Source organism: Caballeronia sp. SL2Y3 (genome assembly GCF_022879575.1).
Classification (GTDB): Bacteria; Pseudomonadota; Gammaproteobacteria; order Burkholderiales; family Burkholderiaceae; genus Caballeronia.
Window position 1 is genome coordinate 521,668 of the sequence record NZ_CP084261.1, and the last position, 15,314, is coordinate 536,981.

At 64.7% G+C, this 15,314-nt stretch carries 15 protein-coding genes; 3 read left to right on the top strand and 12 right to left on the bottom strand.

Features of this window, described 5'->3' with window-relative positions:
• Positions 1-26: 26 nt before the first annotated feature.
• The 3 genes from LDZ26_RS15680 to LDZ26_RS15690 all read right to left on the bottom strand — a co-directional run bounded on the left by LDZ26_RS15680 (position 27) and on the right by LDZ26_RS15690 (position 3,096).
• Positions 27-194: a hypothetical protein gene (locus LDZ26_RS15680; protein ID WP_244850068.1), complete on the bottom strand. Its 168-nt coding sequence runs from the start codon at positions 192-194 to the stop codon at positions 27-29.
• Positions 195-259: 65 nt separating this feature from the next.
• Positions 260-1,696 (bottom strand): MFS transporter, encoded by a 1,437-nt coding sequence (locus tag LDZ26_RS15685; protein ID WP_244850069.1) that lies wholly within the window; start codon positions 1,694-1,696, stop codon positions 260-262.
• A 107-nt stretch (positions 1,697-1,803) separates the two neighbouring features.
• Complete coding sequence (locus tag LDZ26_RS15690; RefSeq protein ID WP_244850070.1) at positions 1,804-3,096, bottom strand: MFS transporter; 1,293 nt, start codon at positions 3,094-3,096, stop codon at positions 1,804-1,806.
• Between the two features lie 490 nt (positions 3,097-3,586).
• Between LDZ26_RS15690 and LDZ26_RS15695 the strand changes: the two genes are divergently transcribed.
• Entirely contained in the window at positions 3,587-4,330 is a 744-nt protein-coding gene (locus LDZ26_RS15695; protein ID WP_206469465.1) for a response regulator transcription factor, read from the top strand.
• Positions 4,331-4,447: 117 nt separating this feature from the next.
• Here LDZ26_RS15695 and LDZ26_RS15700 read toward each other — a convergent pair whose 3' ends face one another.
• From LDZ26_RS15700 to LDZ26_RS15720, 6 genes are all read right to left on the bottom strand, one after another.
• Positions 4,448-4,954 (bottom strand): DUF2628 domain-containing protein, encoded by a 507-nt coding sequence (locus tag LDZ26_RS15700; RefSeq protein ID WP_244850071.1) that lies wholly within the window; start codon positions 4,952-4,954, stop codon positions 4,448-4,450.
• Positions 4,955-5,122: 168 nt separating this feature from the next.
• Positions 5,123-5,257 (bottom strand): hypothetical protein, encoded by a 135-nt coding sequence (locus tag LDZ26_RS25540; RefSeq protein WP_255775051.1) that lies wholly within the window; start codon positions 5,255-5,257, stop codon positions 5,123-5,125.
• Between the two features lie 127 nt (positions 5,258-5,384).
• Positions 5,385-5,666 (bottom strand): DUF333 domain-containing protein, encoded by a 282-nt coding sequence (locus LDZ26_RS15705; RefSeq protein WP_370650726.1) that lies wholly within the window; start codon positions 5,664-5,666, stop codon positions 5,385-5,387.
• 105 nt (positions 5,667-5,771) lie between these two features.
• Positions 5,772-6,806 (bottom strand): S1C family serine protease, encoded by a 1,035-nt coding sequence (locus LDZ26_RS15710; RefSeq protein WP_244850072.1) that lies wholly within the window; start codon positions 6,804-6,806, stop codon positions 5,772-5,774.
• 50 nt (positions 6,807-6,856) lie between these two features.
• Positions 6,857-7,750 (bottom strand): DUF4922 domain-containing protein, encoded by an 894-nt coding sequence (locus LDZ26_RS15715; protein WP_244850073.1) that lies wholly within the window; start codon positions 7,748-7,750, stop codon positions 6,857-6,859.
• A gap of 692 nt (positions 7,751-8,442) precedes the next feature.
• Entirely contained in the window at positions 8,443-8,973 is a 531-nt protein-coding gene (locus LDZ26_RS15720; protein WP_244850074.1) for an Lrp/AsnC family transcriptional regulator, read from the bottom strand.
• Between the two features lie 139 nt (positions 8,974-9,112).
• On the opposite strand from LDZ26_RS15720, the gene mdeB reads away from it, so the two are divergent.
• Positions 9,113-11,827, top strand: coding sequence for an alpha-ketoglutarate dehydrogenase (gene mdeB, locus LDZ26_RS15725; protein ID WP_244850075.1), 2,715 nt, complete (start codon positions 9,113-9,115; stop codon positions 11,825-11,827).
• On the opposite strand, the gene LDZ26_RS15730 is transcribed toward mdeB, so the two are convergent.
• Together LDZ26_RS15730 and LDZ26_RS15735 are read right to left on the bottom strand one after the other, a co-directional pair.
• Positions 11,824-12,471: a phosphoribosyltransferase gene (locus LDZ26_RS15730; RefSeq protein ID WP_244850076.1), complete on the bottom strand. Its 648-nt coding sequence runs from the start codon at positions 12,469-12,471 to the stop codon at positions 11,824-11,826. The genes mdeB and LDZ26_RS15730 overlap by 4 nt on opposite strands.
• A gap of 241 nt (positions 12,472-12,712) precedes the next feature.
• Positions 12,713-12,910, bottom strand: a complete 198-nt coding sequence (locus tag LDZ26_RS15735) for a hypothetical protein (RefSeq protein ID WP_159833576.1) — start codon at positions 12,908-12,910, stop codon at positions 12,713-12,715.
• Positions 12,911-13,346: 436 nt separating this feature from the next.
• On the opposite strand from LDZ26_RS15735, the gene LDZ26_RS15740 reads away from it, so the two are divergent.
• On the top strand, positions 13,347-13,961 hold the full coding sequence (locus LDZ26_RS15740; protein ID WP_244850077.1) for an NAD(P)-dependent oxidoreductase: 615 nt from the start codon (positions 13,347-13,349) through the stop codon (positions 13,959-13,961).
• 34 nt (positions 13,962-13,995) lie between these two features.
• Here LDZ26_RS15740 and LDZ26_RS15745 read toward each other — a convergent pair whose 3' ends face one another.
• Positions 13,996-14,460, bottom strand: coding sequence for a DUF3331 domain-containing protein (locus LDZ26_RS15745; RefSeq protein ID WP_206469470.1), 465 nt, complete (start codon positions 14,458-14,460; stop codon positions 13,996-13,998).
• Positions 14,461-15,314: the final 854 nt, after the last annotated feature.

Below are 15,314 nucleotides of genomic sequence, written 5' to 3' on the forward strand. Positions count from 1 at the left end.
CGTCTCATGCGGACACGAAGAAGCCGCTACATGCGCGGCTCGCCGTTCTTCGGATCGGCCGGGACGAGCGGCATCGCCGAATCGGGACCGTCCGGCATGTCGGGATCGTCGGGATTCGGCGCCGCATCCGGATCGAGCAACTTGTCCGGATCAGGTTCGACGGTTTCTTCTGGGGCGTGTGGCTGGTTGGACATGATGCGGGTTCTCCTTGAAGTGACCTGAGCCGGTTCGCAACCTGTGTTCCCGCCGATGCGCCAAGCTATTTCGCCGCGCGTCGGTGCCGGTCCGCGGCTTGATCGCCGTCCGCCGCCGTCCCGCCGCGCACGCCGCGCGCGATGACCGCCGCGAACGCCAGCATCGCCACCGAAGCAGCCGCCGACCAGCGCACCGCATCGACGATTTGCGCCGATGCCGCCGCGCCTCCCGCGTGGCCCGCCAACGCGCCGAACGCGGCCACGCCCATTGCGCCGGCAGCCTGCCGCGCGGTGTTCAGAACAGCCGACGCCGTTCCCGCGCGCCGCTGGCCGACGGTGCCGAGCAGCGCGGTCGTCATCGCGGGAACGGCCACGCCCATGCCGGACGGGATCAGCAGAAACGGAAGCAGCAGAGCGACCGTCGGCGTGTGGGCATCGACGAAAGCGAGCGCCGCGAAACCCGCCGCGTCGAGCAAGGCGCCGGCGATCATCGGGCCGCGCGAGCCGAAGCGCGCCACCACCGGACCGCTCGCGAGATTCGACAGCAGGAAGCCGCCCGTGAGCGGCAAGAACGCGAGGCCGGTCTGCAACGGCGTCAGGCCGAGCACGCGTTGCAGATACAGACTCAGCACGAACACGCTTCCATAGTAGGTGAAGTTCACGGCGATGCCGAACAGCACCGCAGCGCTAAACGTGCGTTCGCTAAAGAGCGCGAGCGGGAGCATCGGCGCGCGGCTTTTTCTCTCGACTGCGATGAACGCGGCCGTCGCCGTCGCCGCGATCACGAATGCGCCGGTCACGAGCGGATGCGACAGCCCGAGCGGCCGCGCCTCGATCACCGCGCCGACCAGCGCCGTGAGCGCCACGATGGCGAGCGCCTGGCCGCTCACGTCGATGCCGTCGCCGCGCCCGTGCGACGGCGACTCGTCCACCCATGCGAGCGTCGCCGCGACGCCCGCCGCGCAGATCGGCAGATTGACCCAGAAGATGCTGCGCCAGCCGAACGTCGCGATCAGCGCACCGCCGACAATCGGGCCTGCCGCGATGGACACCGCGCCCGCCGCCGTCCATAGTCCGACCGCGCGCGCCCGCACGCGCCGATCGTGGCCGCACGCGGCGTTCAGCAGCGCGAGCGAATTCGGCAGCATCGCTGCCGCGCCGACGCCCTGGATTGCGCGCGCCGCGATCAGCTGCGCGGCATCGCGCGAAAAGGCGCAGACGAGCGAAGCGAACGCGAAGACCGCGAGGCCGCCGACAAACAGCCGCCGCGCGCCGAGCCGGTCGCCGAGCGAGCCGGCCAAAAGCATCAGCGCGGCGAATGCGAGCGCGTAGGCGTCCACGGTCCATTGCAGGCTCGCGACGCTCGCGCCGAGATCATGTGCAATGCTCGCGAGCGCGACATTCACGATCGAAACATCGAGCTGCGAGACGACGAAGCCGACGCTCGTTGCGGCGACGACGCACAACTGGCGGGAAGACAGGTTCGAGTTCATGCCGCTCATCGTAGGCGCGTGACGCGCGGGATGTTTCGGCCTCGCCTGAAATGAAAATGGCGCACCGCCGAGGGGTGCGCCATTGTCTTTCCGTCACGACGAACCGGCTTGCGGGTTCAGCGCGCTTCCTTGATGAAGAGCGCGGTCACCGCGCCGACCACGCACAGCGCGCCGACATACAGCGCGGGCGCGGCCGGGCTCGATTTCATCATCAGCGAAACGACGATCGGCGTGAGTCCGCCGAAGATTGCATACGCGACGTTGTACGAGAACGAGATGCCCGAAAAGCGCACGGCGGGCGGGAACGACTTGACCATCACGAACGGAATCGCGCCGATCACGCCGACCGTAAAGCCCGTGAGCGCGTACCACGGCAGCAGCGTCGAGGCATCGACTGCGACTTGCTGGAACAGCGCGTAGTACGAGCCCGCCAGCAGGAACGCGCCGACGAAAAGCGTCTTGCCCGCGCCGATTCGGCCGGCAATCGCGCCCGCGAGCACGCAGCCGACCGTGAGGCAGAGCGTCGCGGCGCAGTTCGCGATCAGCACCGTGGCCGGCGCAATGTGGAACTGCTTCTGGAGCAGCGTGGGCGTCATCAGAATCACGACGACGATGGCGGCCGAGAGCATCCACGTGAGCAGCATCGACACGATGACGGCGCGGCCGTGGTCGCGCAGGACCGCCTTCAGCGGAAGTTCCGCCGCCAGCGACTTGCGCTTCTGCAGTTCGGCGAACACTGGCGTTTCATGCAGCCAGCGGCGCAGATAGACCGAGCAAAGCCCGAACAAACCGCCGAGCAGGAACGGCAGACGCCACGCGAAGCTCGCGACATCGGCAGGAGCAAACGTCTTGTTGATGGCGGTCGCGATCAGCGAGCCGAGCAAAATGCCCGCGGTCAGGCCCGCCGTGAGCGTGCCGCACGCATAGCCGATATGACGGCGCGGCACGTGTTCCGAGACGAACACCCACGCGCCCGGCACTTCGCCGCCGACCGCCGCGCCCTGCATCACGCGGAACACCAGCAGCAGAACCGGCGCCATGAGACCGAGGGACGCGTACGTGGGCAAGAGGCCCATCAAAAGCGTCGGCACCGACATCAGCAGGACGGAAAGCGTGAACATGCGCTTGCGTCCGAGCAGATCGCCGAAATGCGCCATCACGATACCGCCGAGCGGCCGCGCCAGATACCCGGCGGCGAAGATGCCGAAAGTCTGCAATTGCCGCAGCCAGTCAGGAATGGACGCCGGGAAGAACAGTTGGCCGATGACCGGCGCGAAGAACACGAAGATGATGAAGTCGTAGAACTCGAGCGCGCCGCCGAGCGCGGCGAGCGCGAGCGTCTTGTAATCGCCGCGCGTGAGCGCGCGGCCGGCGGCGTGCGACGCGCCGTCGAAAGGTGTTGCCTGCATCGAATGAGAACCCGTAATGAGAAAAGCCACGCGTGCGGTCGAGCGACGCATGGGACGAGGCGGTGCCCTGCGGGATGTCCGATGCGCCGGGTGAGCGCGAAAACGGGAACGACTGGGGAGCGGTCCGAAACACGCGCCCGTCACCGCGCTGCGCATGCCGGCGGACAGCCGTGTCGCAGCTTGCGCTTCCGCCGTCTCTGTAAGGCGGCGGAAGCGGGGACTTTCGGCTCGATGTAAGCCGAAGGCGGCATGTTACAGGATGTAAGTCGCCACTACACAAAAAATCACATTCGAATGTCGCGTGCTCGCGCCACTGACGGCGCGCGGCGGTTACATGCGTTGACATTTCGGAGGAGTCCGATGGGAAAGGGTGGTCGCGCTGACCAGAATGCGTGCCTGTATTTGCCGTCTCTTTTTGTAACGAGACGCCCGGGGAGATGCCGCGAAAGCGGTATCGGCCCATGTCCTTAGACTCATCAGGCTTGACACTATGCGCGTCGCCGTTTTGCAAACCGACCCAAGTTACCGAAATCTCATCGCCGAAGTCGTCAAACGACTCGGACACACTGTCGTCACCTTCGGCGACGGCCTGCTGCTTTCCAAGGCGCTGTCCCGCTCGACCGTGGATCTGCTGATCCTCGACTGGAACTCGACGGGTCTGTGCGGACTCGATCTGCTGAAATCCGTGCGCTCGAGCTTCGGCGAGCGCGTTCCCGTCATGTTCGCCACTGCGGACGGCGCGGAGCACAACGTCGTCTGCGCGCTGACGGCGGGCGCGGACGACTTCGTGGTCTATCCCATCCGTCCGGGCGAGTTCGGCGCGCGTGTCGAAGCGTTGCTGCGCCGCGCGTATCCGACGACTTCCAGCGCGTGCCTGGAGATCGGGCCGTATCGCTTCGATTCGCGCCAGCAGACCGTCACCGTGCGCGGCCGCCCGGTGCAATTGAGCGGCACGCAATTCCGGCTGGCGCAGCTATTCTTCTCGAATATCGGCCGCGTGTTATCGCGCGATCACATTTTCGCGATGGTCTGGGGCCGCGAATTCCGCGAAACCACGCGCACCATAGATAGCCATGTGTCGCGTTTGCGTCTCGCGCTGGAGATCGAGCCGGTGAATCACTTCCGCCTGCAGCCGGTGTATAAGAGCGGCTATCGGCTGCTCCATCTTTACGACGACGGCGAAGACGCGGGCGACGATCGCGTGGAAACGGAGCATGCGCGAATCGCTGCTTGAGGCGTGATTGAACGAAGCTGAATGAAAATGCCGTCGCGAGACGGCATTTTCGCTTTTGGCTGAAATGAAGCCGTCCACTTGTTCAGACGTTGAATAGCGACTCAGTTAGACGCTGTCTCACGCGCTGATTACCGCCACGGCCGTAAGCACGATAATTGCAATACCGAGAAGCCACGCGGCGACGGGATTCGTGCCTCCGCGACGGACTAGCTCGGCGTCGCGTATTTCAGCCGGTAAGGGAGAATCGCTGACCTTCTTGCGAACCTTCTCGACGTGCGCGAGGTAAATTAAATTACCGCTGAACCCCATTGTCACCGGAAACGCGTAAGAAAGCGCATGATTGATGCCATCACTCAGCGAAGACGTCGCTACGGTGCAAGCCACAGCGATCGCAATGTATGCGGCGGCTTGCCAGTGCATTTTCCTGTACACGAGCCAGACCGGCCCTAAGAGGAACGCGGCGCCGTTCCAGGTTAGCTTCGACGTGCGCGGGTTTTGAATCACCCATTTGCGACTGTAGTAATCGATGTTCTTTCCGACGAACAGTGCCATGTCGCGATCAAGCTGGAATGATGCGGGGCGTGTGTCGGTTTCCGGTGCGGCTTGCTCGTTGATTTGATTCATCGGCGATTTTTTTTGTATTAATCAAAGGAGCCAAGCTTCGCACGATCAGCGTAGCGGCGTCCATGTGTTCGCCTCGGTTTGATCAAATGTTTTAATTCGTTAGGCAGGCTAAACGAAGACGAAAGTCGAACTTCGGAACTCCGGCATTTGATGCCATGCGCCCGTCGATTAATGAAAAAGCGAAGAGAGCAGGCGTGCAAGCGTCTCGAGAATCGTCGTCGGCACCGCCTGGTTAAGGGAATTGCGGCGCAGGTCAGACTGGCGGGACAGGGCTGCGACGTCGATCAGGAAGAAGGGGCTCATGATTCGTTACCTCGGTTGCGTTTGGACAGGTTCAATTTTGAGATAGTGTGCTTTTGCTTGCCATCGGATGTATCTCAAAATTGCGCCGGCGTTGCGCTACGGAGGAAACGCGCCCAGGTAGGACCGGTTACTCCTGATCTGGCGAGCATTGGCCGCGAAGCAGCGCCCATTCCTCGCACGACTTGCCGCTTGGAAAGCGGCATATGCCGATCTGGCCGTCGCCACTATCGACGATTCGCAGCGTCCCGCCTCGGCGGATGCAATTCGTGGAAGCGGGGTTTGGAAGTCCTATCTGCGGATTGGCCCGCGGGGCGGGCTGGTCTGCAGTAACGCCGGTGGCGGAAGGGGCAGGCGACATGCACGCGGCCAATAGAACAGCAACGGCGAATGAGGTGGCGAGTTTGAACATGGAGGAACGAGATCGATTGGATACCTGAGCGTCGCGACTATATCAAGCGCTCCCGGCGCCGTGGATTCAGTTGAGCGGCGCGCGTCGGGCGCCGCCCGCCAACCATCATCCCGTCTGCTCGACCGGCGTCACGTCGACATCGATCATCTGCGTGCCGCGCAGCACCGCGACCTTCACCGCGCGCTCGATACGCGATGCATCCAGCGCGCGCTGCAAACCGTCGACGCTATCGACGCTCACGCCATCCACCGCAACGATACGGTCGCCCGTGCGCAGCCCGCCCAGCGCGGCCGGACTGCCCTTGACGACTTCCATCACGTGGACCGCGCTCGCCGAGGTCAGCCCGAAGAAGCGTTGCACGCGCCGCGACACCGGCGCGGTCGTTCCCGCCACGCCGATGTAGGCGCGCCGGACGCGTCCGTACGCGAAAATCTGCATGATGACCCACTTGGCCGTATCGATGGCAGTCGCGAACGAAATGGCCTGCGCGCCCGAAATAATGGCCGTGTTCACGCCGATCACCTGTCCCGCCGAATTGATGAGCGGACCGCCCGAGTTGCCGGGATTGAGCGCGGCATCGGTCTGGATCACATCGTAGATCATGCGGCCGGAGGTCGAGCGAAGCGACCGTCCGAGCGCCGAGACGACGCCTGTCGTCACCGTCTGCGCAAGGCCGAGCGGATTGCCCACCGCGATTGCGATCTGGCCGACCCGCAGCTTCCCGGATTCCCCGAGCTCGACATGCGGCAGCGGCTCCGGCGAGCCGATGCGCAGCACCGCGAGATCGCTGCCCGGATCGTCGCCGACGAGATCGGCGTGAAAGTGCGCGCCGTCAGCGAGCGTCACGGTAATGCGCGTCGCGCCGTGAACGACGTGGCTGTTGGTCAGCAGATAACCGTCGGGGGTGAAGATGAACCCCGAGCCGGTGCCGCCCGCCTGACGGCGCGCGCCGCGGGCATCGGCCAGTTCGCGCTCGACCGAAATGAAAACGACGGCCTGCTGCACGCGTTCGAGCGCGCCGATCACCGTGCGCGAATACGCGTCGAGCAGCGGAGTGTCGTCGAGCGGCTGCGGCTGTGACTGCGGGGCGTCTTGCGGGCCGCGCGCAAGATCGTCGATGAATTGTGGCCGGCTTCCCATGTTGGACTCCCGATATTCGAGAGGCGACATGCGGGCCGCGCCGGCGCTTTTCAAGCCCGCGCGGCGCGGGCGAGCAGGTTCATCGGCCCGAGCGTCTCGACGATGCGGCGCTGGGCGTCGTCCCGCACGAAAAACGAACCGGCGAAGCCGAGCGCGTTGATTGCGATGCCTTCGACGTCGGGCACCGTGCGCGGCACGGCGAGCATCCAGCGGCGGGTGATAAGCAAGTTGTACGGCGCGGCCTGATGCGTTGCCCCGGCGACGTCCAGCGGTTCGACGCCGATTGCGTCCAGTAACCGTCGATAAGTGTCGTGCGCGCGGTGCGGCGTGTTCCCGGACGAGTCGTCGAGCCACGCCGCCGCGTGACCGAACGCGAGCCCCGGCACGCGGAAGATCGCGCCGTTTCGCGCGTTAGCGATCAACGGTTCAATGGGCGCTCGAAGACCATCGAGCGGCAGCCGCACCATCTGCATGTGTTTGTGCGGCTGGCTCGATCCGGCGACGGCGCCGCCGTTGTAGAAGCCGAGCCCGTCGTACGGGTTCAGGCACGCGAGCAGGGCGGCGAAATCGTCCGTGTCGAGAAGGGCTTCTTGCGGCTCGAACTGCGTCGTCACGATCAGCAGATGGTGCGCAATGACATTGAACTTGTTCAGCAACAGAAAGTGCCTCTCGCCGATATCGCCGACGCGCAACGCGTCCTCGCATGGCGAGAACGGATCGCGCCACGCGCTTGCAGCATCGGTGGCAGACTTGGCCGCGAGCTTCGCGGCCTCGTCCTTGCGCGCGAGATTGGCCGCTTGCCGCACGAGAAAGCGCACGCCGCCTTCCTCGACGACGCGCTCGATCGTCTCGAACGGACGCAGCGCGCCGCACGCGAGCGCGCGCGCCGTCTGATCGACGACGTCTTGCCATGAAGGCGCTTCTGGCAGTGAGGTTGAGCTCATGTTCCTGACGAGTGATTGCCGGAATGGGCATTCTGCTGCCTTTGCGCATATTGCGTGCAGAAACTGTCTCCGGACGGCTGCTATAAAACGTCCGCGCAGCGAAGCAGCACAGAATAGCTTCGATAGTTCAGACTTTTCAGCGTTCAGTTCCGGGGGCGACTTCGATAGACTTTCTCCCACTCAGTCGATCGCGAATGCAGTTATCCGTTCGTTGTGCAAAACGAATAGTCGTCGTGACTGAGGGCGGCGCTGGCCGGGATTGCGCGCAGCGCAGATCTCTTCCGGCGTATTACCTACATTTTTCTGTTTCAAGCGAGAAGCACTCTCATGCAAAAAATCGACCGCGCAGCTCTGGTTCAGGCAAACATCGCTGGTGGCACCGCCAAGGCGTCGAGCACGTCTTCGTCGACCACCAACGTCTCCGTCACGATCACGGCTTAAAGCTGCGACGTCGGCGTTACAGCACTATCGCTTCAACCGTTATCCAAGAAGGTATGCAAATGCAAAAGATCGAACGCGCTGCTCTGGCTCAAGCAAACATCGCTGGCGGCACGGCCAAGGCGTCGAGCTCGTCGTCGACCAACACGACCGTCGATATCAACATCTCGGCGTAAGGTCGCCGCTCTCTTCGTGAGAGCGAACCCCGGTTGTTCGAAGGCTCCCTTTTCCGGGAGCCTTTGTAGTAGGACAAGTCACGCCCAGTCTTCCTCTCCGTTCTTCGGCTCGGGCAACGTCAGGCCGGACGCAGGCAGCGGCAGCGCCGTCTTGTAGCGCACCTGCTTGAGGGCAAAGCTCGAGCGGATATTCGACACGCCCGGCATCTTCGTGAGCCGCTCCAGAATGAAGCGCTCCAGCGCCGCCACGTCGGGCAGCACCACGCGAAGCAGATAGTCGGCATCGCCGGTCATCAGATAACACTCCATGACCTCCGGGCGCTCGCTGATCGCCTGCTCGAAGCGCGCCAGCGCGTCCTTGATCTGCTTCTCCAGACTCACTTGAATGAACACGTTGATGCTGAGTCCCAGCGCCTCGGGACTGAGCAGCGTGACGTGTTGCCTGAAAAGCCCGGCTTTCTCCAGCGCCCGCACGCGATTGAAGCACGGCGTCGGCGACAGATTGACGGCGCGCGCAAGCTCCGAATTCGTGATGCGCGCATTGTGCTGAAGCGCGTTGAGAATGCCGATGTCGATGCGGTCTAACCGCTGCTTCGCCTGGGTGCTCATAGTCGAGACGTTCCTGTTTTGCGCGTTTTCGCAGAATAAGAACACTACCGCAAAGCGATCTCATAGCCAAATGAGATGCACATTCTGCGCGCGACTGGTTATCCTCGACTGATACTAGCCCTGCCAGCGGAGCCGCGCCATGACCGACTTGTCGAACGGAACCAGTCAGCTTCTTTCTCTTGCGCGGGGGCGTGAAGACGCCGACCCCGGCGAAACAGCCGAGTGGCTCGATGCGCTCGACGCGGTGGTGGCCCACGTCGGCAAGGAGCGCGCGCAATATTTGTTCGACCGCCTCGCGGAGCACGCGCTGTCGGTCGGCGTCGAATCGGCGCGGGCGCGCGCGACGCCGTACGCCAACACCATTCCTGTCGAACAGCAGCCGCCGTATCCGGGCAACTTCGACATCGAAGAGAAGCTCGCCGGCGTGCTGCGCTGGAACGCGCTGGCGATGGTGGTGCGCGCGAACCGCGCCTACGGCGAACTCGGCGGCCATATTGCGAGCTACGCGTCGGCCGCGGATCTCTTCGAAGTGGGCTTCAACCACTTCTTTCGCGCAGCGGGAGAGAACCACGGCGGCGATCTCGTCTACTTTCAGCCACACTCGTCGCCGGGCGTGTATGCGAGAGCCTTTCTCGAAGGCTTCCTCGATGAAGCGCACTTGCAGCACTACCGGCGCGAGATCGGCGGGCCGGGGCTGTGCTCGTATCCGCATCCGTGGCTGATGCCTGATTTCTGGCAGTTTCCGACCGGCTCCATGGGCATCGGGCCGATCAACTCCATCTACCAAGCGCGCTTCATGCGCTATTTGGAGAACCGTGGCCTGAAGCAGACGGAAGGGCGCAAGGTCTGGGGCTTTTTCGGCGATGGCGAGATGGACGAGCCCGAGTCGATCGGCGCGCTGTCGCTGGCTTCGCGTGAACGGCTCGACAACCTCGTGTTCGTCATCAACTGCAATCTGCAGCGGCTGGACGGGCCGGTGCGCAGCAACGGGCGCATCGTCGACGAACTCGAAGCGCAGTTCACCGGCGCGGGCTGGAATGTCATCAAGGTGCTGTGGGGATCGGACTGGGATGCGCTTTTCGCCCGCGACCGCACCGGCGCGCTGCTGCGCGCGTTCGCCCATACCGTCGACGGCCAGTTTCAGACGTTCTCCGCCAACGACGGCCGCTACAACCGCGAGCGCTTCTTCGGCCAAAACCCGGAACTGGCCGCGCTTGCCGCGCATTTGTCGGATGAAGACATCGACCGTTTGCGGCGCGGCGGCCACGACGTGCGCAAGCTGCATGCGGCCTATGCGAAGGCGCTGGCGCACGCTGGCCAGCCGACGGTGATCCTCGCGAAGACGATGAAAGGCTTCGGCATGGGAACGGTCGGGCAGGGCCGCATGACCACGCATCAGCAGAAGAAGCTGGATCTGGACGACCTGAAGGCGTTCCGTGACCGCTTTCGCCTGCCGCTTTCCGATGCCGACGTCGAGGCGCTGAAGTTCTACAAGCCCGCCGACGACGCGCCGGAGATGCGCTATCTGCACGAACGCCGCGCGGCGCTCGGCGGCTACCTGCCGCGACGACGCCCGAAGGCGTCGGAATCGCTCGTGCCGCCCGCGCTCGGCACTTGGGCGCAATTCGCGCTCGACAGCGCCGGCAAGGAGATGTCCACGACCATGGCGTTCGTGCGCATGCTCGGCAGTCTGATGAAGGACGCGACGCTCGGCCCGCGCATCGTGCCGGTGGTGGCCGACGAGGCGCGCACCTTCGGCATGGCGAATCTGTTCCGGCAAGTGGGCATCTATTCGCCGCTCGGCCAGCTTTACGAGCCGGAAGACATGGGCTCGATGCTCTACTACCGCGAGGACACGCGCGGGCAGATTCTCGAGGAGGGCATCTCAGAGGCGGGCGCGATTTCGTCGTGGATCGCGGCGGCGACGTCGTATAGCGTCCACGACCTGCCGATGCTGCCGTTCTACATCTACTACTCGATGTTCGGCTTTCAGCGCATCGGCGATCTGATTTTCGCGGCGGCGGACCAGCGTTCGCGCGGCTTTCTGATCGGCGCGACGTCCGGGCGCACGACGCTCGGCGGCGAGGGCTTGCAGCATCAGGACGGCACGAGTCATCTGACGGCATCGACCATTCCGAACTGCCGCGCGTACGATCCGGCGTTCGCGTACGAAGTCGCGGCGATCGTCGACGAGGGCATGCAGGAGATGTTGACGCGCCAACGCGACGTTTTCTACTACGTCACCGTCACGAACGAGAACTACGCGCAACCCTCCGCGCCCGGCAAGACGCTCGATGCGGCCACGCGCGAAGGCATTCTGCGCGGCATCCACCGCATTTCCGGCGACGACGAGGCGAGTCGCGCTCAGGTGCAACTGCTCGGTTCGGGCGCGATTCTGAACGAGGCGATCGCCGCGCGCGCCATGCTCGAAGCCGACTGGAACATCGCGGCGGCCGTGTGGAGCGTGACGAGTTATGCGGAACTGCATCGCGATGGCGCGGCGTGCGAGCGCATGGACCGCCTCTCCGACGACGCGCCGACGCCCTATGTGACGCGTGCGCTTCAGGCATCGCGCGGGCCGGTGATCGCCGCGACCGACTACGTGCGCGCGGTGCCCGAGTTAATCCGCGCCTATGTGCCGCGCCGTTACGTGACGCTCGGCACGGACGGGTTCGGGCGCAGCGACACGCGGCAGTCGCTGCGCGCCTTCTTCGAAGTGGATCGCGTGGCCATCGTGCTTTCGGCGCTGAAAGCCCTGGCGGACGACGGCCTGATCGAGCGCGCGGTGCTGCGGCTCGCACGGGAGAAGTACGGCGCGACGCATGCCGAACGCGACGCTCCGTGGACGCGCTAGGCGCTGAGTCCTAGGAGCGCGCGCACTTCGTCGTCGCTCGTCTGCTCGAAGTCGATGTAGAACTGCCCGACGCCCATGAAGTGACGCGGCTGAAGCACGCAGACGCATGAATCGACGACTTCGGTGAAACGCGACGCCGCATCCAGCGGCGCGACCGGCAACGCCGCAATCACCCGCGCGGGCGGGGCGCCGCCGTTGCGCAGCGATATCGCGGCCGCGCGCAGAGTGGCGCCGGTGGCCATGCCGTCGTCCACGACGATTGCGACCTTGCCGGCGGTATCGAGCGGCGGACGCAATCCGCGATACATCGCTTCGCGCCGGGCCAATTCGGCGCGCTCGCTTTCGATCACGGCGTCGACTTCGGGCTTGCTCACCCCCGCATAGGCGACGATGCGGTCATCGAGAAAGAAGGCGTCGCCGGATGCGATCGCGCCCATCGCAAGCTCGGGTTGCGACGGCACGCCCAGTTTTCGCACGATGAGCACGTCCAGCGCGGCGCCCAGCGCGCTCGCCACTTCGAAGGCTACCGGCACGCCGCCGCGCGGAAGGCCGAGCACGATCACGTCGTCGCGGTTCGCGTAGTCCGCGAGCAGCGTGGCGAGTTCGCGGCCGGCCTCGCGCCGGTCCTTGAAGGTGGAGTTCATGTGGCATGGGTCCTGCCGGCGCGTGGGGCTGGAGTTCACGCCGAGGCACGCGTAGCGCCCGTACGGCGCGGCCGCCGGGCGTCTGCGCGCTTCCGTCTAGAGAGCTTCCCTACATCGTAGGCGATAAATCGTCTGTCACCCATGTGAACGAGCGCACGCGCACGACAGCGCGCCACGAACCGGCCCGGCGAAAAAAAAGCGCCCCGGCTCGGGGGCGCTTTCGGATGAGGGATTCGAACGCTCAGAGATTCGCGCGCACTGCGTCCCTGAGAGCGTCCATCACAATGCCGTAATTGAGCGGAATGTCCAGCGAATCCGAGTAGCCCGTTTTCTCGGCCGACTCGGCGGGCGCAGCGCCGACCGGAATCGGCTCGTAGGCAGTCTCGCCTGCCGGATTGTTGCGTCCTTCGATGGCACTCTGCAATTGCGGATTCTTCACGATTAACTCCTTTCCGGTAAGGGAGCGGCGAGGACCTGCAAGATAAACCAGTGTCGTGACAAATTGACGACTTCGATTGAGCACGCATCCGAAACTTTCGCGTCCGGCGCGCCGGTATTCGCCGTCATGACGCAGTTGTCGAAGAGCGCGGGGGCTCTAGTGTAACGGCGGCGCGCGCCGGCCGAAGCGAGTTTTTCTTATGACGCTCGCGTAGCGGTATCGGATGCGGATGCGGCAAAGCGGCGCGGAAATTGCATCCGCCGCAAACGGGCGTGCCGCTCCAGAAGCGGCGTAGCGTACGATCGTACTCAGCATGGGCTGTTCGCGGGAAGGAATCCGAAGCATCAGGACCGCTCACTCGCCGTTCCTTATTCGCACCCGGCGCGAGAGGCCGGCGCGATGGCCATGCGCACGCGACAAAACAAGGAGAAAAAACATGAGCAGGATCGCAATCATCGGCGCCACCGGCAATGTCGGAAGCCGGCTCACGCACGAAGCGTTGCGGCGCGGACACGCCGTGACGGCCCTCGCCCGCGACACGTCGAAGCTGGAAAAGCGCGAAGGTCTCGACGCGCGAAACGTGGATGCACTCGATCTCGACGCGCTCGCCGATGCCATCGCCGGCCACGACGCCGTCTTCAGCGCGACGCGTTTCTCGACGGTGCCCGAGAGCGCGATCGTGGGCGCGGTGAAGCGCGCGGGGGTGGAGCGGCTGCTCGTCGTGGGCGGCGCGGGCAGTCTGTATCTGGCGCCCGGCCAGCGCGTTCTCGACGCGCCGGGCTTTCCCGACTCCTACCGAGCGGAAGCGACAGCAGGCGCCGCGTTTCTCGACGCCCTGCGCCGCGACCGCGAGCTGAACTGGACGTTCGTGTCGCCGTCGGCGGAGTTCGTGAGCGGCCCGCGCACGCAGCGGTTCCGCATTGGCGTAGACGAACTACTGGTCGATGCTAACGGCCGGAGCTGGATTTCCTTCGACGATTTCGCGATCGCGTTCCTCGACGAATTCGAGCGCGGGGCGCATATCAAGCAGCGGTTCACCGTCGGTTACTGACCGCAAGCGGCGGTGCGGCCGCCGCCTGCGCCGGTCAGCCGTGGACGTCGGCTTCGACTTCCTCGGTCTTGGGCATCGCGGCGGCGAGAATCATCGCCGATGCGTTCTGGGGCTTCGGATCGCGCTGCGACGGCCGATAAACCTGGTCCCCGCGATGGATCGGCATGCCCGAGAGCGAGCACACGCCGTCGCCGGATGCGGTGGTGGCGCGCCAGCCCTGATAGCCGTAATGGCACGTTCCCGGGTCGGACCAATAAACGAGCGCGGTCGCGCTGCTCGGGCGCTCGATGACGCGCACGATGGCTTGCGGAAAAGGCAAGCGGTCGTTCGACTCCCGCGGATGCGTGCGATTCCAGTCGCGGGTCAGGCGTTCGAGGAACGCGCTTTCGGCCCGAGCCGTCTTCTGCGACGGCGCGGTGCGGCCCGACTCGACGGGGATCGTTTCAAGTTGGTGGACGGTCTGTGACCACGGGTCCGCTCTTTTCGAAAAAGCTGTCATGGCATTGTTCCAGGCTTTGACTCGACCTAGAACGTACGTCATTAAGCATATTCGGATAAATACGGCATAGGTGAAAACACTGTCCCGTTCCTGCGAATAATCCGAACGGGCGGCGGACGGCGCTCACGGCCGGGCCGTCGAGTTAGCATGTGGACCCGGTCGGAGGCTTGTAGGGCGGGGCTTTGCGCCGGGTCGCCCGGTCGAGCGAGGGCTGGTTGGCGCGATGCTGTTTAGTCGCGATAGAGAGACAAACAGCGGGCTTTTCCTCACGTCCGATGTGGGTTTGTCGGGCAGAAATGCGGGTATCGGGGCCCTGCCCGTGAGAGAGAGCCACGCGCCGTTTTGATTTGCTTGTGTGGGCATCGCGTCTGAGGCGCAGGAAGTCGATCGACCATGCTGGCTCAGATGGCCGCTCGTGGCCCCAAGCCGATCCCTGTCGGAAAAGGCAGAGCGGCGGTCTACCGGCACGGCCTCGGCCCGCTGCCGGCCATGTAAGTGGCAGTCGAGCGCGAGCAGACGCCCGTCGGAGAGCGGATGAATGAATGCGAGTGCGGCAATGGTCCGACCGTTGACACTTGCCGGGCCAATGTCGGCTGGTCGCGTCAGGCGACGAAGGAGCGCCTAGGAACTCAGCTGGCGCGAGAAGACTGGCAGCCCGGTCACCGGGGCGCGGTGGCGGCGCTCGGAGCCCGGCCATAGCGTTCTGACCGCGTCAAAGAAGTCGCCGATGCGGGCGCGCGGTCCAACGCCAGGGGCTGCAGTACAAGGCGGCGGCCCGGTCCACCGCCGCGGCCTCGGACCGATACGGCCCGTGCCCGTTAAGCCACGCGAGCGAGACTAGAAGCCGTCGAGAA